The 20,312-nt window shown below is 54.1% G+C and carries 17 protein-coding genes and 1 pseudogene; 17 read left to right on the forward strand and 1 reads right to left on the reverse strand.

Going from position 1 to position 20,312, the window contains the following annotated elements:
- Nucleotides 1-173: 173 nt before the first annotated feature.
- From X760_RS67300 to X760_RS0139440, 7 genes are all read left to right on the forward strand, one after another.
- The gene (locus tag X760_RS67300) at nucleotides 174-1,091 is read left to right on the forward strand and encodes a glycosyltransferase (RefSeq protein ID WP_031194828.1); all 918 of its coding nucleotides are present in this window, start codon (nucleotides 174-176) and stop codon (nucleotides 1,089-1,091) included.
- Nucleotides 1,092-2,414, forward strand: a complete 1,323-nt coding sequence (locus X760_RS67305; RefSeq protein ID WP_084642969.1) for an O-antigen ligase family protein — start codon at nucleotides 1,092-1,094, stop codon at nucleotides 2,412-2,414.
- Between the two features lie 69 nt (nucleotides 2,415-2,483).
- Complete coding sequence (locus X760_RS73885) at nucleotides 2,484-3,230, forward strand: class I SAM-dependent methyltransferase (protein ID WP_156948232.1); 747 nt, start codon at nucleotides 2,484-2,486, stop codon at nucleotides 3,228-3,230.
- Between the two features lie 104 nt (nucleotides 3,231-3,334).
- Nucleotides 3,335-4,084, forward strand: coding sequence for a hypothetical protein (locus X760_RS67310; protein WP_023721771.1), 750 nt, complete (start codon nucleotides 3,335-3,337; stop codon nucleotides 4,082-4,084).
- Nucleotides 4,032-5,489 (forward strand): oligosaccharide flippase family protein, encoded by a 1,458-nt coding sequence (locus X760_RS67315; RefSeq protein WP_156948234.1) that lies wholly within the window; start codon nucleotides 4,032-4,034, stop codon nucleotides 5,487-5,489. Before X760_RS67310 ends, X760_RS67315 begins: the two co-directional genes overlap by 53 nt.
- Nucleotides 5,490-5,685: 196 nt before the next feature.
- A complete protein-coding gene (locus X760_RS67320; protein ID WP_023721774.1) occupies nucleotides 5,686-6,492 on the forward strand; it encodes an FkbM family methyltransferase in 807 nt (268 codons plus the stop codon).
- Nucleotides 6,493-6,591: 99 nt separating this feature from the next.
- The gene (locus X760_RS0139440; RefSeq protein ID WP_156948236.1) at nucleotides 6,592-7,461 is read left to right on the forward strand and encodes a hypothetical protein; all 870 of its coding nucleotides are present in this window, start codon (nucleotides 6,592-6,594) and stop codon (nucleotides 7,459-7,461) included.
- A gap of 37 nt (nucleotides 7,462-7,498) precedes the next feature.
- Here the strand turns inward: X760_RS0139440 and X760_RS78285 are convergent, their stop codons facing one another.
- Nucleotides 7,499-8,353 carry a hypothetical protein gene (locus tag X760_RS78285; RefSeq protein ID WP_031194833.1) on the reverse strand — a complete coding sequence of 285 codons (855 nt, stop codon included), beginning with the start codon at nucleotides 8,351-8,353 and terminating at the stop codon, nucleotides 7,499-7,501.
- A gap of 173 nt (nucleotides 8,354-8,526) precedes the next feature.
- Here X760_RS78285 and X760_RS76665 point away from each other — a divergent pair, with 173 nt between their 5' ends.
- From X760_RS76665 to cysD, 10 genes and pseudogenes are all read left to right on the forward strand, one after another.
- Nucleotides 8,527-9,462, forward strand: coding sequence for a hypothetical protein (locus X760_RS76665; protein ID WP_156948238.1), 936 nt, complete (start codon nucleotides 8,527-8,529; stop codon nucleotides 9,460-9,462).
- Nucleotides 9,463-9,710: 248 nt separating this feature from the next.
- A complete protein-coding gene (locus X760_RS77400; RefSeq protein WP_198030550.1) occupies nucleotides 9,711-10,028 on the forward strand; it encodes a DapH/DapD/GlmU-related protein in 318 nt (105 codons plus the stop codon).
- Between the two features lie 431 nt (nucleotides 10,029-10,459).
- Nucleotides 10,460-11,277, forward strand: a pseudogene (locus X760_RS67330) (IS5 family transposase).
- A gap of 343 nt (nucleotides 11,278-11,620) precedes the next feature.
- Nucleotides 11,621-12,103 (forward strand): hypothetical protein, encoded by a 483-nt coding sequence (locus X760_RS67335; RefSeq protein WP_031194834.1) that lies wholly within the window; start codon nucleotides 11,621-11,623, stop codon nucleotides 12,101-12,103.
- A 478-nt stretch (nucleotides 12,104-12,581) separates the two neighbouring features.
- Nucleotides 12,582-13,391 carry a CpsB/CapC family capsule biosynthesis tyrosine phosphatase gene (locus X760_RS67340; protein ID WP_023721779.1) on the forward strand — a complete coding sequence of 270 codons (810 nt, stop codon included), beginning with the start codon at nucleotides 12,582-12,584 and terminating at the stop codon, nucleotides 13,389-13,391.
- On the forward strand, nucleotides 13,391-14,182 hold the full coding sequence (locus X760_RS0139450) for a polysaccharide biosynthesis/export family protein (RefSeq protein ID WP_031194835.1): 792 nt from the start codon (nucleotides 13,391-13,393) through the stop codon (nucleotides 14,180-14,182). Before X760_RS67340 ends, X760_RS0139450 begins: the two co-directional genes overlap by 1 nt.
- A gap of 37 nt (nucleotides 14,183-14,219) precedes the next feature.
- A complete protein-coding gene (locus X760_RS67345) occupies nucleotides 14,220-16,604 on the forward strand; it encodes a polysaccharide biosynthesis tyrosine autokinase (RefSeq protein ID WP_023721781.1) in 2,385 nt (794 codons plus the stop codon).
- Entirely contained in the window at nucleotides 16,570-17,751 is a 1,182-nt protein-coding gene (locus tag X760_RS67350; protein WP_245278713.1) for a hypothetical protein, read from the forward strand. Before X760_RS67345 ends, X760_RS67350 begins: the two co-directional genes overlap by 35 nt.
- Nucleotides 17,748-19,064, forward strand: coding sequence for an O-antigen ligase family protein (locus tag X760_RS67355; protein WP_023721783.1), 1,317 nt, complete (start codon nucleotides 17,748-17,750; stop codon nucleotides 19,062-19,064). The genes X760_RS67350 and X760_RS67355 overlap by 4 nt, the downstream gene beginning before the upstream one ends.
- Before the next feature lie 341 nt (nucleotides 19,065-19,405).
- On the forward strand, nucleotides 19,406-20,311 hold the full coding sequence (gene cysD, locus X760_RS67360) for a sulfate adenylyltransferase subunit CysD (protein ID WP_023721784.1): 906 nt from the start codon (nucleotides 19,406-19,408) through the stop codon (nucleotides 20,309-20,311).
- Nucleotide 20,312 lies beyond the last annotated feature (1 nt).

Genomic DNA, 20,312 nt, shown 5'->3' on the forward strand with positions numbered 1-20,312 from the left:
CGTCTAATGTCGATATCGGGAGTGGCGCAAGGCCTCATCGGCCAAACACGGGAATCGTGTATGTTACGACGGGCTCCGGACACAGGCAGTCTTATGCTGACTTGCTGGGGCCCGCCTTGGGCCTGTCTCCTGTAGTTGGGCCAATGTCGCAGTCTCTCAGGAAAAGGCTATTGATGGCTGACCGCCTGTTTTTTGCGACACTTGACGATGACTTGTTCTCCTTTGTTTCGATAGCTCTCCAGCGGGCTGTTCACAGACGGGCGACTGTTGCTTTGTTTTTAGGTCCGCAGTCTTGCTTTGGAGCCTTCAGCTTCAAGAGGTACATCAAGAGAAGTATCTTTGCCGTTTTGAAGCAAGTGCCAAGAGTCACGATCGCAAGTATCATACCCTTCAGCTTGGCTCCGGAATACCGCACCATCGTCAACATCGGACTTTATGATCCGCAGTGGTGGGACATGCATGATGGTTCTGCCCTGAAACAGCCCGGAGACACGTCGGTTGCGACCAGGGTTCATGAGATGGCTGGTGGGCGGCCAATCGTCTGCTGGCTCGGCGCCGCCTCGGTACGCAAAGGTTTTGCGTTTCTGGTCGACATTCTCGAGGCCAACCCAGATATCGCCAAGCAGGTCTGTTTCATATTTGCCGGAGTTGGCAACACCGAGCAAACGCTGGCCTCTCGTTTTAATGCGGCGGGAGGAATTCAGATTGACCGGCGGCTCACCGATGGCGAATGGCAAAGCCTCTACGGTGTCGCGGACGCAGTCTGGGCTTGCTACGAGCCGATGTACGATCAGGCATCAGGAGTATTTGGCCGAGCGCTTCAATTTGGCGTTCCAGCGATCGTACGCCGAGGCTCCTTGATCCACACGGCAGCGACAAAGTTGGATGCTTCTGTGTTCCCTCTCGATTTTGGCGACTGCCGCGCCGCTGCAACCGCACTACGCAAAATCAGCAATCTGAACCGGTCAATCAGCACGACGGTGGAGCGCAACGCTATGATCGGCTCATGGCGAAATAACTTCATCTCGGCCGCCCTACGGGGCTTGAATGGCGCCGCGGACATGGGTGGCAGACGCCACAGAGGCAACTAAATGAGTAGAATCTCTACTCGTTACCGCGATGTTTCCCAGTATCACGGGTGGTCTGCAAGGAGGCAAAAATCTTTCATAGCCCGATTTTTTCCGGCCATGTTTTCACCGGGATTTGCGTTCTCTCTGTCGATTCTAGGTTTTCATTCGCTCGCAACCATGGTCAGCTCTGGGGATACTGATAATCAGTCGTTGTCAATCTACATAAGGATTTTCATATTTTTTGTCGTTGTTATCGCTTTCTTCAGAGTTGCTCCAAGACCATATAAGCCTCTGACTCACCAATTTCTCCCTGGAACAGTGTTTCTGTTTCTGTACACGACACGCCTCCTTGAGAATATTTATCTGTCAGGGATCGATGTTGGAAACGGCTCAGCTGTAGTGCTGGGGATTTTCTTGTTCAGCGGTGTTATCCCAGCCTATGCGTTGTCATTGCGTTACAGAGGAATAAAGGACGAAGACTTCGTTCCCGCAGCAGTTATATTATTGCTTTGCGCTGCTGCAGGAATGATTCTCAATAGAGACGCGCTATTGGACTCAGCCACGGGAAGGATGGCTATGGATAGGATAAATCCTATTGCTCTTGGTCACCTGGGTTTTGCATACGTTATTTTTTTTGTAGTAACGTTCAAGCGATCTTTATCGATCAAACTACTTTCGGTTTTTTCCATCCCGCTGTTGGCTCTGGTTATTGTTTACACTAGATCGCGCGGGCCGTATCTGGCTGGCGCCGGTGCGCTTATGCTTTATGTTCTGTTACTTAAAGGGACGCGGCGCGTCTGGCTCCTGTTTGGTTTGGGTTTAGCCGTTTTAGTCATCGCCTTCGTAGCGAGCCCCGATCTGGTTGATATTGTCACCACCCAACTGTCACGGACGGACGTTAATTCGGACATGTCGAACCAGATGCGGGTTATAGCGTTCACAGGTGCTTGGAATCAGTTTCTGGATCATTTCTTGATCGGTCGGTATGTGGTTGAGTTGCAAACTGGGTATTATCCGCATAATATTTATCTTGAGTCGCTTATGTCGGTCGGCATTATTGGTTCTATACCATTTGCGATGCACGTTATGTTTGCAATTCGCTCGGCCGTGGGCATCATTCGTGATCCGCGCTCAACCATCTGGGCAACTTTCGCCGCGCTGCTGTTTTTTCGAGAGGCCTTAGGAAGCTTTGTAAGCGGTGGTATATGGGGAGCTACTGGATTTTGGATTTCATCTTTTCTCATCATCGCGGTCTGGCACGGCGGCTTTCCTGCCGTGCAGCACAGGCCCTTTATGAACGCGGTGCAAGCGCGAGGAAGGTCGGCCATGAGAACTGTTCCTTGAGCAACTGCACGCGGAACGCATTCAGCCGATTGATCCAAGCTGACATTGACTCGTAGGTAGGCGAACCCCTTGAACGAAAGCGTGCGAATGCCCAAAGAAAAGCACTGGTCGGAAGTCTCAAAAAATCCAATCTCGGATGCAGCCCGCGCCCTGGTGACTGGCGTCCTGAGGAAAAAAGACGCGGGTTCAATACATGATCTCACGGCTTTCTGGGAGAAAGCCCTTACCAATAGAACGCTGCTCGATATTGGCGTTGTTGAGCATTCGATGGAATTTACGACGCGCCCAGGGTGGCGGCATGGCATTTTCGCAAAGCTCGCCTCTAGAGCTGTGGGGGTCGACATTCTTGTCGAGGAGGTCAGCGAACTGAACAAGTTAGGATATGACGTTCGCGTCTGTGATGCGACTTCAGATGCCGACCTCAATGAGCGGTTCGACGTCATCTACATAGGCGACGTCATCGAACATGTGAACGATCCCGTCGGCCTAATCAGATTTGCGGGCCGCCACGCCCGTCCCGATGGGGAGATTATCGTGTCGACGCCGAGCCCGTTTTGGTGGCGCAACATTCAAGAGATGATCTCCAGAAACACCTACATCGGCAACGTCGACCATGTTCGTTGGGTGACCCCGGTAAATGCGCTTGAAATTGCACACCGTGCCGGAGTGTCATTGAAGCGCTATTATACTGTCGAAACCGAGGGCAATAATCTTATGCGCAAATTTGCGATGCGCGTGATCAAGCGCCTCATCGGGCGCACTGAGCTGTTCACTTGGGCTTACGTATATGTCTTTGGCCCGGGGGCTGAGAATTGACAGCCGCAGCCAAAGGGCATTCAGGAAACCCGCTAAGGCTGATCAGTTACGCAACAGGTGCATTCGTCCCTAATAGTAAGGCCTTATGCGAAAACGCGCTCAGCGTGGGTTTCGACAGCGCACAGCTGTTCGGTTTTGACGATATTAAGAAAACGGAATTCTACTCTGAGAATGCGGCGATTCTCGATCAGCCAAGAGGCGCGGGATACTGGCTATGGAAGCCATTCATTATCCGCAAGGCACTGGAGCGTGCAAAATCCGGAGACGTAATCTTCTATTGCGATGCCGGAAGGTCGCCTTACTATCAGTTTACGCGGCGTCCAGTTCGGCTGGAAGCTTCGGCACGAGCCAGTGAGCAGGGTTTTTTGCTCGGTGCGGCAATCCCTCATCTGGGCTCAGTCGGCCGTTGGACAAAGAGAGATTGTCTAATCCTGATGGGGAGCGACACGATTGAGATGCGCTCGAACCATACGATCATGGCGACTTGGAGCTTGTGGACTCCGTCGGACGCGGCTTTTAGTTTCCTCGACGAGTGGCTAAAATACTGTCAGGATCCGCGTTGTTTGACGGATGGGCCAAGCGATATTGGGTTTATGGAACATCCCGAATATTCCGCTCACAAACATGATCAGTCGATCATGAGTGTGCTGGCGCATAAACGGGGCGCAAAATATCTCGATTTCTCGAGGACAAATGTTCAGCGCCTTATGAACTGGAGACCAAACTCCCTTGTTGCGCATCAATTTTACAAACGCCCCGAAAACGCCGAGAGCCTTCTCGCGGGCGACCATGTTTTGATGCTTGTTCGAGAGCATCTGCGGCTGCGAAGGCTCTTCAGTGATTCAATTAAATAAGCAATCACGGATTTTGCGAGTACGGTGGGCACTGCGTGATAGTCGGCTTGTTAAAAACGCTGCCATTGCGCTTATACAACCGCTTGTCGCGATGGTATGTGTGTTTGGCGCGTATCGGATTCTGACCCATGCAATCGGCATCGAGGGGGTTGGACTTTGGTCGTTGCTGGTGGCGGGGTCTCTGGTTGCTCGGTTGGGGGATGTGAGCGGTTCGGGCGGACTGGCCAGATTCGCGGCGGTCGAGTTGTCAAAGCCGCTTCTGGAGAACGCAGTCGTTCGCTACATCAACACTGTAACGTTGACAACGATCGCCTTCAACGGGCTGGCCGCAGCGCTGCTTTGGTTGGTGGCAGGTTTCGCGATCGAGCGGTTTGTCGGCCATGAACGCGTTGGCGAGGCGAGATCGCTGATGCCGTTCGCGATTGTCGGGACAGTGTTCCTGTCGCCGATCGCCGCAACTGTCTGTTCGGCAATCGACGGAACCCAACGTGTCGACCAGCGAGCGATATTGGTAAGCTGCTCTTCCGTTGTCTTACTCTTCGCGTCGTGGCTGCTTATTCCGCGCTATGGCGGTATCGGCTTTGGCTTGGCGCAGATTTTGCAGCAACTTATCGTTATAATCGTCGGTTGGACGGTGCTGCGCAGGCGTATCCCGCATCTTGGTCCGTTTCCAAACAGCTGGTCTGGATCTGTGTTCCGGGAAACAGTCGGATTCGGCATGCGCCTCCAGGCTACCGGGCTCGCTTCCTTGCTGACCGAGCCCTTGGCGAAGCTGATCCTCAGCCAGTGGGGAGGCCTGAGCTTCGTCGGCTATTACGAATTTGCCCTGCGCTTTCTCAACCAGGCGCGCAGTCTGATTGCGGCGGGCGCACAGCCGCTCGTTGCGGCTGCAGCCGGTGTTGGCGACGACGTATCAAAACTCGACGCCATGTTGGACAAGTCGACCAAAGTGGCAATATTGGGCGGCATCAGTGTTTGTCTTGGCGCCATCGCATTCTCCCCGATTTTCAGCTATCTGATGATGGGTCAAATCCGACGAGAATTTATCTACGTCATCTGTATATTGGGTTTCGGATTCGGCGTGAACGTGCTCTCAATTCCGTTCTACCTCATTGCCTTGGGCCGAGGTGTGATGCGCTGGAATTTGGCAAGCCAAATTCAGGCGGCCGTGGTGATCATCATGCTTGGCGTGCCCCTCGGATTCAAATTCGGTGGCTACGGTGTTGTGGCAAGCCTAGCCGCGGCGCTGGTCTTCAGCAGTGCGTTCGTTCTGGCAGGCAATGGTCATGACTTAAAGAACATCGAGGTCGTAAAGCGGAACAGCAAATGGATGGTAGCCTCGGTAGTTCTCATGTTTTTGGCCTGCTGCGCAGGTGCCGTTCTGGCTCTCGAATTCGTCAGTTAACCTTGACCCGCGTCAAGAGCCAAATATGCAACGTGTTAATGTTGACGAAGCGTGCGATAGTCGCCTGATATAATCGTTTTGATCTTATCTTCCACTATGGCCATCCTCAGAGGTTCCTGTGTCCAAAAAATTGCAAACGATAAGAAAAAGTTTATCAGTGGTTCTTGCGCCTGCGGTGTATTCCTTAGGAAGGGCATTGAATAATCCGGATATTTCTGCGTCTTCTATCAAATTCGATCAGTATTACTTGAGGGGATATTTGGAGCTTCTGCGTATGAACAATCGCTCCGCCGAAGTGGTCACTCCCCTTGTCACAGCTGCACTTCTCTGTGCCTCAGTACCAAACGAGGGAGGGAAGCTCATCAAGGATCTTGTCTCCAACTCCCACTCGCAATTGGTGCAGGACATTGTATGCGTATTGGTCAGTGAGCAGAAGCGGGAAGGATATTTCGTCGAAGTGGGCGTTGGCGACGGCGAAACACTTTCCAATACACTGCTGCTTGAGCGGGATTTTGGATGGCGCGGCATTCTGGCCGAGCCGGCGAATCGCTTTGAAGCAGCTATCCGCGGCAAGCGAAAGGCAACTCTTGACACGCGTGCCGTGGCGGCCCGGAGCGGTGATACGCTTGTGTTCGAAGAGGACGTTCATCTAGGGGAATTGTCAGGGCTGGCGGGGGTGCGTGAGGCTAGAGGCAATCAAACGCTTCGGAAATACCAGGTCAAGACTATCACGTTGGACGACCTCCTCGATCAGCATGATGCTCCTGATTATATCGACTACCTTTCAATAGACACTGAAGGGTCAGAACTTCAGGTTCTTGAGGGTCTTTCTCTAAATAGGAGAAGGGTGGGACTGTTTACCATCGAGCACAACTTAAACCTCGAGAAGATAGCGGCTCTTCGACAAAGACTCATTCCGCTTGGATATCGCCAGATCTTTGCCAACGTATCGAACTTTGACATCTGGTTCGTTCACAACGACGTGTCGTCAAGATACCTATGACACGCGCCCTTTGGTTTGGTGGGCATGAGACGTTGCCCTGTCGTTCCGATATGCAGGAAATCTACGCCTTGTACAAATTTGCGACAATGGGGGGAAATAGTGGGTATTGAGTCCAATGGGGCAGCGTTCTTGATTTCTGCAAGAAAGTCTGGAGTTTCCTTTTCGCGCTCCATAACGATTGGACGCCAGACAGTGAAGTTTGGCCTGGGATCACTTGGGTCGATGTTGCGCCAGGCGGGCTTTACGATACCCCAAGAAGACCAAGATAGGATTTTCAGTGGGGATGGTTATGCGGAGCCATTCTTAAGGCTTCTTGGTGCGGATGAAGCGGAATCCTTCGACAATTCGGACTATGAACATGCGACTCATATTGGCGATCTTAATCAACCAATCGAAAGCAGCCTAAAGGGCAGATACACTGCAGTCATAGACGGCGGAAGCACAGAGCACGTATTCAACTACCCGCAGGCCATCAAAAATTGCATGGAACTCCTGCAAGTTGGCGGGCATTATTTAGGCATTGTTCCCGCCAACAACCTTTGTGGGCATGGGTTCTACCAGTTCAGCCCAGAGCTTATGTTCAGGGTTTTCGCGCCAGAGAACGGTTTTCAGGTCGAGCGCGTCTATATCGCAGAGCAGATACCCGGCGCAAAGTGGATGCGGATGCCTGATCCTGCTGAGGTGGCTCGCCGCATCGAATATGGGGGGCGTAGGCCTGCGTACCTTTACGTCCGGGCCAGGAAAGTTGCCGAGGCCAAAATATTCGGGACAATCCCCCAGCAAAGCGATTACGTGAGTTACTGGGCAGTTGGGGCGGGCGACCATAAGCGGCGAAAGGGTGTAAGTCGGATAAAAAATCTGATTGGAGGCTTGCCGTCACCCTTCAAGCGGACCATCGTTGCCGCAACGTCGGTGATTAAGCGCCGGCGCGATCCGGCCATCAAGCCAGTAGACATCTTCATCGACTAGCGGGGAATCATTTTTTTGCATTTTTTCAAGTTCGAATCTATGGCAGGCGACCTTCTTCCCTAAGGAATTTCAGAGTGGCCTGCCACCATTCTGCTTTTTCGTTCCAGTCCGCAGGCCCATCACTTGGACCGCCACGCATAGTGCCCCAGATGACGATCCCGTCGGCTAGTTTCCTGCACGTGCTTAGTTGGGTATACCAGAACTCGCCTGGCAAAAAGGCGAGTGTCTTGTGAAACTGCGGCCATAGAAAACAATAAATAGGCTTTCCCCGCGCGATTCTTCTGGCTTCCTGGATATTGGCTCGGGCGTAGGCTATCCAAGCGTCCTTATCGCCATAGAACGTGTAGAGGGATGGAAACAGCTCGTCGACGTAGGGGACAAGAGATGAGGCGATCTCCGTGTTTTTCTGTTTCCAGTCGTTCAGTCCAACCGCTCCCTCATGGCCGATTGCTCTCCAATGATCCCTGATCGGCAAAACACCGTAAAGGCCGATCTTGACCCCCGGGTCCGCCCTTCTGAATGCGCCAAGCGTCTTTTGGTATTTCGCAATGGACGATGGTTGATCCGGGCCTTCCAACGGCCAATTTTCGATATCGATGACCAGATGTTGGTTGCTTCTCGGCAGCCTCAAAGCTCGCTGCACCTGGCCAGAATTAGGAACCTCAAATCCGAGCACATGAGAATCCGCGATGGTAAGGCGATCGAAACCGAACGTCGTGAAATCTGGCCCTCCGATCAGTGTCAGAGCAGCGAACAGCCTGAAGGGAGCTCCCGTTTGTGCCGTCGCGGACTTCAACCCTGAAACGACGCATGTCATGGAAAAAGCGAAAAAAAAAGCGGATAGTGTTCGGTGCCGCCAGACGGTGGAGTTTTTCGCGACCAAAATTGGCATGTTCCCAGGATTCCTTATAACGGCCTTGGCGGTTTATTCGACGGTACCTTGGCTTTGCCGTTCGAACAACGCCCTGACCAAAGCGTGATTGAAATGTGCCGCTTTGGAGGCAGGGCAGGATCACTTCGCCTCGCCGATGCTGAAACCTACTACACAAGCGGAGATCCGATCTGATGCAAGAGGTTTTTGCCGCAACGCCGGCGGCGATAGTAATATTCGCTTACAACCGAGTGGATCGGTTGCAGAGGCTCATCCAGTCGCTTGAAGAATGTCGAGAGTTTCGCACCTCCCCTGTTCGAATATACGTCGACGGTCCGAGAAACTTAAGAGATGCCGTAAAGGTTAATGAAGTAATAAATTTTCTTTCAAAACTTAAGCACAAGAACGTGAAAATTGTCAGCAAGGAGAAGAACAACGGTCTTCGAAATTCAATTCATTCCGGCGTGGGAGAGGTTTTAAGAGAGTACGACAGAGCCATAATTCTCGAGGATGACTTAGTTGTTTCGCCCGACATCCTCGCATATTTCAATGCTGCACTGAATAAGTACGACTCTGACTCTGACGTGTACAGCGTCTGTGCATACACACCGCTCGCAAAAGGGATTTCATCACACACGTGTTCGTTGGTATTGCCGAGTACACACCCTTGGGGCTGGGCAACGTGGAGACGTGCATGGTTGGGGTTTGATCTTGACCTGGCTGTTCGCCCGGAGGATATTTCATCACGTGCGTTTCGAAATGCATTTAACCTGTCAGGCTACCGAGACTATGCGACGATGCTCCGTTTGACCGTTCAGGGGCGCCTCGATAGCTGGTTCTTGATGTGGAATTATTTCGTATTTACAAAGCGTGGTGTTTCTATTTTTCCACCGAGGCCTTTGGTTGCGAATGCTGGATTCTCTGAGGGAACTCATTCCAGTCGCTGGAACATGTTAAGGTACCTGTATAAGCAAATTCCACCTGCACGATTTGATTTCGAGCTAGCAACGGATATTCGGGTTGATTATTGGGCGATTGATTGCTTGGCGCGCTCGCGCGAAGCTTGGCTAGGCGTAATAACCACGAAAGCAGGGACCCTAAAACGGATGGTTCGTGACCGGCGGCTATGAATATTTTGCTCCGTGTTGCCCGAGTACTCGTTCGGCGGATTTACCGACTGCTCGCAGTAAGGCGCAACGTCGAAGTTGGGCCAGGTTTTGTCGTCGGACGAGGAAGTTATCTGGCGTCCCCGAAACGACTTGTAATCGGACGAAACGTTAGTATCGGTTCACATTGCTGGATTGCTTGCGACGGTCAGATCGGAGACGGAGTGCTGATCTCCAGCTTCGTAGGGATTGTAGGCCGCAAAGATCACGATATGCGACACATCGGGAGTTTTATAGCAGATGCGCCGTGGGTGTATTCTGACGGTGGTAAACTAGCGCAGCCCGAGGATGCGATTCATGTAGAGGATGATGTTTGGATCGGATTTGGCGCAACCGTGCTATCGGGCATTCGCATAGGAAAGGGAGCGGTAGTCGGAGCGGCGGCCGTTGTTACAAAGGATGTGCCTCCATATGCAATCGTTGTTGGAAACCCTGCGACCAGAGTGGCTTCGAGGTTTACAGCGGAGGAAATCGCTAGACATGAAACCCTGTTAGGGCTGAAGAAACGCGAAAGTCCGCGAATTGGGTGATCGGTTGAACATGGGTTAGACGGGATCAGCGCCAAAGTAGGGTTGCCGATCAGGAAGGTAATGGTACTTGCTTTTGTTGCGTTAGTATTCACGAGCGCCTTCCTGTCCGTCATTTTCGCGCGCCGGGGCGAGGCAGATGGGAGCCCTGTCATCGCAAGCTTGCCGTAGGCGTTGATTTGCGCGTTGGTCCCACAAGATGGTGCTGTGCGAACCTTCAGCAAGCCCCTGTCCATGCGGACGGCGCCACCACTTGAAGAACGCAGGTATCGAGGGCTCGGTTTGACATGCAAGCCTCATCGGCGCGGGTGCACCATGCTACGGCAATGTCGCGCCGAAATTCCGTGGCGCCGTCGTGGCGGTGCCTCAGAAGCTGTCTTGAAAATCGGCTGACTGGGGTTCCATCTGCGGCTGGGTTATGATTCAAGCTGTGGATGTGGACAGAGCAGAGCCGTGGCCGGATGCCGGATGGCCCAGATCGCCAAGAAGACCAAGCGCTACCCGTCTGATTTGACGGACGAGGAGTGGGAGCAGTTCGCGCCGCTGATGCCCAAGCCCGGGCGGCGTGGGCGTCCGCGCGAGGTTGATTTTCGCGAGGTGATTAATGCGCTGCGCTACCTGGTCCGCTCGGGGTGCGGCTGGCGGATGCTGCCGATCCACTTTGGGCCGTGGCAGACGGTCTATGGCTGGTTTCGAGAGCTGGCGCGGCGGTTTCTGTTCCAGACCATCCACGACGTGGCTCTGATGTTGGATCGTGAGCGGGCCGGGCGCGAGGCGAGCCCATCGTGATCGACAGCCAGTCGGTCAAGGCTCCGCAAGCGAAAACAAGGGGTTACGACGCCGGAAAAAAGATCGTCGGACGCAAGCGCCATATCGCAGTCGATACGGATGGGCGGCTGTTGATGGTCAACCTGACGCCGGCCGATATTTCCGACAGCGCCGGCGCCCAGGCGGTCTTGGATGGTATCCGCAAGCGCTGGCCCTGGGTGAAGCATCTGTTCGCCGACGGCGCCTATGATCGTCTAAAGCTCATGGACAAGGCCGCGGCTTCGTGGTCGAGGTCGTCCGCCGATCCGATGACCAGAAGGGCTTCGAAGTCTTGCCCCGCCGCTGGGTTGTCGAGCGGACCTTCGGCTGGATGACAAGATGGCGCCGCCTCGTGCGCGACTACGAGCAGCGCATCGCCGTCTCCCACGCCATGATCCCTGTCGCAATGGGCGCAAACCTCATCCGCAGAAACGCCCATCCTTGAATTTCAAAACGGACTCTCAGGTCCGACGGCGCGGATCTGACTGCAAAGCTCGGCAGGTATCCTGAGTGGACAGTCGACACAGGCGGGCTCATCTACGCAGCAACCGTGGCGCCCCAGCGGCCGCCAGGAATAGCAGACCGGCCCGCGGTTAGTCGGCTATTAGCCAGCTGTACAGATGACCATTGCGATATTCTAATGGTGTGTTCTATCAACCACACCGAAACCAAAAAATATCTCGCAGATGCGAAATAGGTTGGAATTGGCGCAGAAAGCTGTTACGCGCTGTTGAGTACCTTAGCGGTTGGGCGGCCTCAGGTAACGTGGGACAGAAGGATTGATGCGGATGAATCTAGTTGTTAAAAGTGCGTTGGCCGGAGTTGTTGTGTTGGCCGGCTTCGCCCCGGTGTCGTCTTTCGCGCAGGATGGGTCGTGCACCTGTGCAACTGCCTATAACGGCGTAAATCCGATTGGATCGCTCGGTCGCGTCAATGGCGATGTGATGATCTCGCAGGTGGCTGGCTATGGTCCGGCGCAAGCGGGCGGCGCGCTTGATTTCGGCAGTCGTGTCGTGGTTGGTGCCAAGGGCTCGGCTTCGGTTCAGGTCGGTGGCTGTAATCTGAGCGTTCCGGCGAATTCGACGCTCGATATCTCGCGCGTCGAGAACAAGATTTGCCTCAATGTCCTGGGTTCTGAGAAGACCGCTCAGACGGGCAATGCCAACACCAGCAACAACACGCCGCTCTTCATTTTTGGCGGCATGGCTCTTGGGGCTGGTGTTCTGGCTGCAACGGCGGACAAAGATCACGGCCACGCCGTTAGCGACTAAGTTGACCGCGTAGTAAATAAGGCAACGGCAGCAGAGGCGTGCGGCGCTCCTGCTGTGCGCGTCTGTTGTTGAATGGAATGGCCTTGGCGTTTATGCTGGTGTCGGACCAGGCATCGCTGTGAGTCTGGCGAACATGCCGGGATGAGGTGCGAAGTGCCGGTCTAAGTGGTCGATCTTTTGCTGCTGTGTGTTGGTGCAAGTTTCGGAACGACGTCCGGCAAACTCGACGATCAAGATTAATCCTGCGAAGGGCGGCATTTGTGTAGCGCTCGAAACATCAGGCGCAGCTTTTGCCACCGGTGCGGCGCTGATCATCGGCCCGCATGATGACGACAATTCTCTCCTCCAGTAGCAGGGACCTGGCATCCACCGTATCGCATGAACTTGACAAATGCGTCATTCGCTGTCCTGCGGGTGACGCATTTATACTTTTTGGGGATGGCGTCGCCACGTTGCTACGCTGCAGTCACAAACGCCCATGATCGATCTACATTCCCATATCTTGCCCGGCCTCGACGACGGCTCGCCCAATCTTGCCGAATCGCTGGAAATGGCTCGACTGGCGGTGGCCGACGGAACGACCCATATGGCGTGCACGCCGCACGTGACGCCCGGCGTATACGAAAACGGCACATCGAATATTGTTCGGGCGGTCCAAGAGTTGCAACAGGCGCTGCGCAGCGCCGCCATACCACTTGCTCTCTACGTCGGCGCCGATGTCCACATAGCGCCGGATCTTCCGGACCAATTGGCGGCGGGTACCGTGCCGACCTTAAACAGGTCCCGCTATTTTCTGTTCGAACCGCCGCATCATGTTCTGCCTCCGCGAATGGAGGATCTTGCTCTACGCCTCGTAAACGCCGGTTTCATCCCAATTCTTACTCACCCCGAGCGTTTGACCTGGATCAAAACGAATTACGACGTTATCGAGAGGTTGAATGCAGTGGGTTGTCTTATCCAGCTTACCGCAGACTCGATTGTTGGTGCTTTTGGACGCACGGCGCTTTATTATTCTGAAAAGCTGATTGACGAGGGCAGGGTGGATATCATCGCATCGGACACTCATAGCGCAACACGCCGCCGTCCTGGACTTTCGAAAGCGGTTGCTGCTGCTGCCAAGAGATGTGGGGAAGACGAGGCCCGCAACATGGTGTTGAAACGTCCAGGTGACATATTGGCGAACCGGCCCATCGAGCCGATCGGAAAAGTGCGTCCGAAAAACCCAGCCGCCGGTAACGCCGGCCGTTTTGGAGGATTGGGCCGCCTATTCAAGGGCGGGACAGCGTGATGGGCATTTTTCATTTTGTAAGAAGCGATATCGGCACGGTATTATTACTCCTACTGGCTTCACTCGCAATGTCGGCCTGCACGAGCACATCGTCGACGACACCTTCATCGGCGAGTTCGGTCGATGCACTGCAATTGACATCATCGTCGACACCACTTGCGGGTGGTGGTGCCCTGCGAGTGGTAAAGGACCTGCCTGCTCCGCAAAACACCCAGAACGGCAGCGAGCAGCCTTTGTCTCCGAACGATGTGCTCGAGGTAAATGTGTTCCAGGTCGACAATTTGAACAGAACCGTGCAAGTCGATGCCGGCGGGCAGATTTCGCTTCCGCTCATCGGGACTGTCATCGCGGCAGGCAAAACCGTCCGGCAGCTGGAGCAGGAAATCGAAACTGCCTACGGTTCCAACTACCTCCAGTCGCCTGATGTAACAGTTTTCGTCAAGGAATCGATCGGACAACGCGTAACCGTTGACGGCGAGGTCAACAAGGCCGGCATATATCCGGTGTCGAGCAATTCCTCGCTTCTGGACGCTATCGCTCTTGCGGGAAATTTCAGTCCGATAGGGGACGCAAAGAAGGTCTTCATCTACCGCAACATTGGCACGAATACATTGGTCGCCAATTACAATGTGGAAGCCATTCGTGCTGGCAAGGTCCGCAATCCGCGCATTTACGGAGGTGACAAGATCGTCGTCTTTGCGTCGAGCTCAAAAATTGCGGTGAACAATCTCAAGGACGCGCTAGGCATAGCCTCCAGTGCCGCGCGAATTGCCGTCATCCCAGGGATATAACCCGCAGCCGGTCAGTCGGATAGGATCACTTCGCACCATGCTCGATCGCAACAGGCAGCATCAAATTGCAGGTCCAGGACATGGCCAAGCCTTGTCCGCCGACCTCTATTATGACGGGGGGCAAAACTACAGCCCCTATGGTCGCGATTATTCGGAGCTGGAACAGGGTTTCAATCCACTCAAGCTGCTCTTTTACGTCGTCCAGTATCGGTGGCTGTTCGTCATTATGGCGGCAGCAGGGCTTGTCGCGGGTGTCATCATCACGATGATGCAGACGCCGAAATACCAGGCAACGACGCAATTGGAAGTGCTGGTTCCTTCGGCGAAGGTCTTCCAGGACATTGAGGTGGTTTCTGAAAATGCCGACGTGCGGGCCTTCCTGACCGCGCGTGAAAAACTCAAAAGCCGCGCATTGGCGCAGCGTGTTGTGTTTCAACTGGGTCTCAGCGAAAAGCCGGATTTCCTGTTTCCGACGCCGTCCTTTTCCCTCAGCAATATTTTCTATCGCGCGTTCGGTATTTCAAAATCGCCTTCGCTTGAGGAGAAGACCCCAGAGGAGCGCGAGGAAATTGCGATCAAGCGCATCCTTAACGATCTCACGGTCAATCTGGTTACGAACACAAGTCTGCTGTCGATCACTTTTGTTGATCAGAAACCGAAATATGCAAGCGACATCGCCAACCAGGTCGCGCAAAGCTTTATTGACCAACGCCTCGATCAGACAAGCGAAACATCCGACCTGGCACGACAGTTCATCCAGGAACAGGTGTTGCAGGTGAAGCAGAAGCTTCAAAAATCGGAAGAAGAACTGGTCGCGTATGCGAAGGATGCCGGCATTACCATAACCGGCGACGACAAGTCGCTGATAGGGTCGAACATCGAGGCGCTAAATACTGCCCTTGCGACGGCGATTCAGGATCGTCTCGATGCTGGACGTGTGGTCGACCAGATAGATAAAGGTCGCGGTTCGAGCTTGGCCCCAGTATTGGAAAGCGAAGGTCTCCAAAAGCTCAATGAAAAGCTGGCGGATTTGACGAGCCAGTACCAGCAGAAATTGGGCATTCTTAAGCCCGGCTTTCCCGAAATGCAGCAGCTTCAGTCACAAATCAAGGAGTTGCAGCGTCTCTATAACAACGGCGTGCTTGCCATTACGGATTCACTACGGCTGAAATATCAAGAGGCGCAGAACAAGGAGGCCGATCTCAAGTCCAAACTTGCCGAGATGGAGAAGCAGCAGGTTATCTTCAACGACAAGAACATCAAATACACAATTCTCAAGCGGGAGGTCGATTCGAACCGGTCGCAGTATGACAATCTTATCGCCAAGCTGAATGAGGTTGGTGTCAGCTCCGAGCTCAAGACGCAAAGTGCCGCAATCGTCGATTTCGCGTCAGTACCGGACAGGCCATATTCACCGCGCTTGAGCATCAATCTTGCGATCGCGCTGGCCCTTTTTATGGCTCTGAGCGCGTCCGTCATTTATGTTATCGAACTGCTGAACAACACGTTCACCAATCCCGAGCAGGTTGAAAAGGAGCTCGGCTTGGCAATGCTCGGTATTTTGCCGCTCGTCGACGACCGGGAACTCATGGCCAGTATTGCCGATCAGAAGTCCGGCCTGTCGGAGGCCTATCGTTCGCTTCGAACATCGCTGCAGTTTTCCGGTGCGGAAGGCGCGCCACGATCGCTGGTCGTCACGAGTTCCGAGCCTTCGGAAGGCAAATCGACCACATCGTTCAAGCTCGGACAGGATTTTGCAGCACTCGGCGCAAGGGTTCTCATTGTCGACGGCGATCTCCGCAAACCGAACCTTCATCGCCTGTTTGGCCTCGACAATACAATCGGGCTGAGCAATCTGCTGACAAACACCGTTCGCAAGGAGGATCTGGCGAGCATCTTCAGGGCGACGAAGTATCCCAACGTGACCGTTCTAACTTCTGGAACGATCCCTCCAAATCCAGCGGATCTGCTATCCTCACCGAAGATGGCTCTGATCATAACCAATCTCGGCAAGCGCTTCGATCTTGTCATTATCGATGCGCCGCCGATCGTCGGTCTTTCGGACGCTCCTATTCTCAGCAGGCTTGCGGAGGGCACATTGATGGTCATCTCAACAAATCAGGTGACGCGCAAGTCGGCCAAGACTGCGTTGAAGCGCTTGCGATCGGCCGGCGCAAACGTAGTGGGAGCCGCGATGTCAAAGTTTGCGGTGAACAAATTCGACTACAATTACGCCTACAAATACATGAACTATCAGTACTACAACTACGGCACGGACAAGAGCAATCCGAAGATTGAGGGCAAAGTCGATGATGGAGCAAGCCAGCCCGCTTATGCAAAGTCTCCGACATTCAGTCGTTTGGTTCGTCGCGTTCGTTCTAGTATTGGTGGCTTCCTCGATCGGGCTAAGTCGATTTCTTGAAACAGAAACGCCAACTGTCTCTCTTGCGCTGGATCCGTTCAACGTTGACGCATTGATAGCTGAAATCACCAGCGACTTGAACGATAAGAACAATGCTACCGATCTTAATGCCTTGCTTGCCAAGGCCAAGCGCGCGCTCACCTTCGATTTGGCTGATGCACGTCTCTACAGCCTGATCGGTGAGATCAAATACCGACAAGGCGATAAAGACGAGGCCTACCAACTCTTCAATCAAGCCCGAAAATTGTCCAAAACAGAGATCCACGCGCTGCAGAGGTCCATTGCCCGCGCGGTAGAAACGGATGACTTGTCAAAGGCCGTCGGCGAGATCGACATTTTGTTGCGGCGATGGCCGGATCAATTTCCTGCAATTGCGGAGGCCATGCCGACAATTCTCTCGAATCCCGACGGCTACCAGGCCGTGCTGACCGCGATTGCGGCGGAAGCACCCTGGAGAGGCAGTCTATTCGTCGCCCTTAACAAAACTCCCGAGGGGCTCGACGTCGCCAATCGGCTGCTGCTTGATCTGAAAGTATCAAGAACTCCGCCGAAGCCGAACGAACTAAGCGCGGTAATCGGCGGGTATATTCGCGAGAAACAATTCGGACCGGCGTATCGTCTGTTCCTTTTCAGCCTGTCGGATCAAGAGCGGGCGTTAGCCGGATATATATTCAATAGCACGTTCGAGCCAGTACCTAGTGGCAAGCCATTCGATTGGCAGATCCGCGATCAGTCAGGCTTGGAAATCACCTTTGCAACATCCAGTGATGCAGTGGAGGGCGAGGGCGGGGCGACGGTCCGATTCTTGAACACGCCTGTCAAGAACGCAGCTCTCCAGCAGTATATTGCGCTGCCTCCAGGCTCATACAGGATTTCCCTGGTTGCCTCAGCACGAAACCTGAAGCTTCCAAAGGAATTGTTCTGGTCGATCAGATGTGTTGATCCAATGGGGGAAATCGCGCGATTCAGTATTCCGGAGGGCACCTATAACCGTCAGAATCTTGCCCAGAATTTTTCAATAGGACCCGGCGCCTGCCCGATGCAGTTGCTGATGTTGCAGACCGCCGCCATTGCCGAGAGCTGGCGATTTCGATATGTCGGCACCTTGATAATGCACAAATTGAGCGTTGAGAGACTTCCATCTTGAACGACAGGCCGTCGGAATGGGATAAATATCTCCTCGGCACAGTCTTGTTTGTGTCGCTGCTGATCGGCGGTGGTACTGCGAGCGGCCTTTACACAGACACTCTGATCGAGGCCGCGGCAATAGTTTCGGCGGCGGCCGTCTTTTCGCAAACCCCCGGCCAGAGAATCCCCCGGCCTGTTCTGTGGCTGCTGATGTTCGCGGTGGCCTTGATCGTTTTGCAAATCGTTCCATTGCCGGTGGCCATATTCAACAGCTTGCGGCCGGAGCTGTTGCTCGGAGGCCCCTGGGTTGAAGAAAGCCGATTTCGCTTCGTCAGCGTTGGCGTCGGCCGCACGGTCGAATGCCTGCTTTATCTTCTGGCCGCTGCAGCGTTTTTTTTGGCCGTATTGCGTTTGCGTGCCGAGCAGGTCAGCGCGCTTCTTCCGTTCTTCTTCATGGGCGTGATCTGCAATGGATTGGCAGGAGCGATTCAATATTCGCTCTCAGACGACGTCGCTATTAAGGGACTGTTGCCTTTCACGATCAACGCCGGGCTTTTTGCGAACCGGAATCATTTTGCGGCTTTGCTCTTTGTCTCCATCCCCTTCGTCGTTTACCACGGGCTCTTCCGTGGGCGCCTTTTGTCGGGGTCCCTTGGATTGATTATACTTTTGCTGCTGCTTTTGGCGGCGGGTTCGCGTGCCGGCGTTCTGATTGGACTCGCGATCACTGTATTGTCAGTCATCTTTCTCTCAGCTCGTTCAAGGGTGAGCGGGTTTAGCGTTCTCCTAATTTTTGTCGGGCTTTCGATCTACACGATCGGCGTCTGGACCAAAATCGACGCGGAGGCAGTCGATCCGGCTTTCGGGCGAGAAGAATTCGCCCGAACCACAATCGAGGGGATCAAGGACAATTGGGCGACAGGTGTCGGGTTTGGGAATTTCCAGCAAGCCTATCAGATATACGAACGGGAGAGCATGATTTTTCAGAAGTACGTAAATCATGCTCACAACGATTACCTTGAGATAGCCTTTGAGGGCGGGGTTCCTGCTATTGCACTACTGATAAGCTATTTCCTATTGCTTGTAACTGCATTGGCGAAAGTTCGACGTGACCCATTGCAGAAGGCTGCATTCCTCTCGGTATCTTTTCTTCTCATTCATTCGCTGGTTGACTATCCGCTGCGAACCGAGGCGCTGGCGATCACCTTTGCCTATATGAACGCCATCATCTTTCACAGAGGATTTGCAGAACGCTTGAGCCGCAAGAGCGAGATGATCGAGATCGACCACAACGGTGACAAGCTCCTTGTTCCCATCGGAAATTCGTCGTAAGGCCTCGTCGCTACGTTGGCCGTCATCTGAACGAGGCGGACGGCTTTCAGGCGAGCGCTCCTGGCGCTCGGGTTCCGAGGCCCAGGCAATATTTCCCCGCCCCTCCCAAGCGCAACCGCTCGCCGGGCAGAAATTTCCCGATTATGCCGGCTGTATGGAAAATTCATTCCCGAACCATTCGGCCGCTGGCTTGTCTTGCATTGTTCTGGGCAGGAACGATCTGCTAGAAGGCCCGTGAGAATAGATTGTCCAGAAGTGCAGCTTGAACCGCGCGGCTGAAGACCGCGCCCGTTGATGATACAGGCCCTTCTGTGGATGGCACGAAAGAACGCTCACAGTCCATGAACATCGCGCTTACGCACCTTCAGCGGCTTGAGGCTGAATCCATCCATATCTTTCGCGAGGTCGCCGCGGCTTTCGCCAAGCCGGTGATGCTCTATTCGGTCGGCAAGGATTCGTCGGTGCTCATGCACCTGGCGATGAAGGCGTTTTATCCGGCCAAGCCGCCCTTTCCCTTTCTTCATGTCGATACGACCTGGAAATTCCGTGAGATGATCGCCTTTCGCGACCAGATGCAGCAAAAGCTCGGCTTCGATCTCCTGGTCCATGTCAATGAAGACGGCGTGCGCGACAACATCAATCCGTTCGACCACGGCTCCAACACCCATACGCATGTGATGAAGACGGTGGCGCTGCGGCAGGCGCTCGACAAATATAGGTTTGACGCGGCCTTCGGCGGCGCCCGCCGCGACGAGGAGAAGTCGCGGGCCAAGGAACGCATCTTCTCGTTCCGCAACGCCCAGCACGTCTGGGATCCGAAGAACCAGCGGCCGGAGATGTGGAAGATTTTCAACACCCGCATCGCTGCCGGTGAATCGATCCGGGTGTTTCCGCTGTCGAACTGGACCGAACTCGACATCTGGCAATACATTCTCCAGGAAGACATCCCGATCGTGCCGCTGTATTTGGCCAAGGAGCGGCCGGTCGTCGAGCGTGACGGCATGCTCATCCTGAAGGATGACGAGCGCATGCAGCTGCGGCCCGGTGAGACGGTGGAGAACCGGCTGGTGCGGTTCCGCACGCTCGGCTGCTATCCGCTGACCGGCGCGATCGAATCGGAAGCCGACACTCTGGAGGCAATAGTCGGCGAGATGCTCACGGCGCGCACCTCCGAGCGGCAAGGTCGCCTGATCGATCGCGACGAAGCAGGCTCGATGGAAAAGAAGAAGCGCGAGGGGTACTTCTGAA

It is taken from the genome of Mesorhizobium sp. LSHC420B00 (assembly GCF_000503055.1).
In the GTDB taxonomy this organism is placed as follows: domain Bacteria; phylum Pseudomonadota; class Alphaproteobacteria; order Rhizobiales; family Rhizobiaceae; genus Mesorhizobium.

Excerpts from the sequence above, each read along its gene's own strand:
- X760_RS67300 (WP_031194828.1), top strand. The coding sequence starts at position 174 with ATGGCTGACCGCCTGTTTTTTGCGACACTTGACGATGACTTGTTCTCC.
- X760_RS67305 (WP_084642969.1), top strand. The coding sequence starts at position 1,092 with ATGAGTAGAATCTCTACTCGTTACCGCGATGTTTCCCAGTATCACGGG.
- X760_RS78285 (WP_031194833.1), bottom strand. The coding sequence starts at position 8,353 with ATGCCAATTTTGGTCGCGAAAAACTCCACCGTCTGGCGGCACCGAACA.
- X760_RS76665 (WP_156948238.1), top strand. The coding sequence starts at position 8,527 with ATGCAAGAGGTTTTTGCCGCAACGCCGGCGGCGATAGTAATATTCGCT.
- X760_RS77400 (WP_198030550.1), top strand. The coding sequence starts at position 9,711 with ATGCGACACATCGGGAGTTTTATAGCAGATGCGCCGTGGGTGTATTCT.
- X760_RS67335 (WP_031194834.1), top strand. The coding sequence starts at position 11,621 with ATGAATCTAGTTGTTAAAAGTGCGTTGGCCGGAGTTGTTGTGTTGGCC.
- X760_RS67340 (WP_023721779.1), top strand. The coding sequence starts at position 12,582 with ATGATCGATCTACATTCCCATATCTTGCCCGGCCTCGACGACGGCTCG.
- X760_RS0139450 (WP_031194835.1), top strand. The coding sequence starts at position 13,391 with ATGGGCATTTTTCATTTTGTAAGAAGCGATATCGGCACGGTATTATTA.
- X760_RS67345 (WP_023721781.1), top strand. The coding sequence starts at position 14,220 with ATGCTCGATCGCAACAGGCAGCATCAAATTGCAGGTCCAGGACATGGC.
- cysD (WP_023721784.1), top strand. The coding sequence starts at position 19,406 with ATGAACATCGCGCTTACGCACCTTCAGCGGCTTGAGGCTGAATCCATC.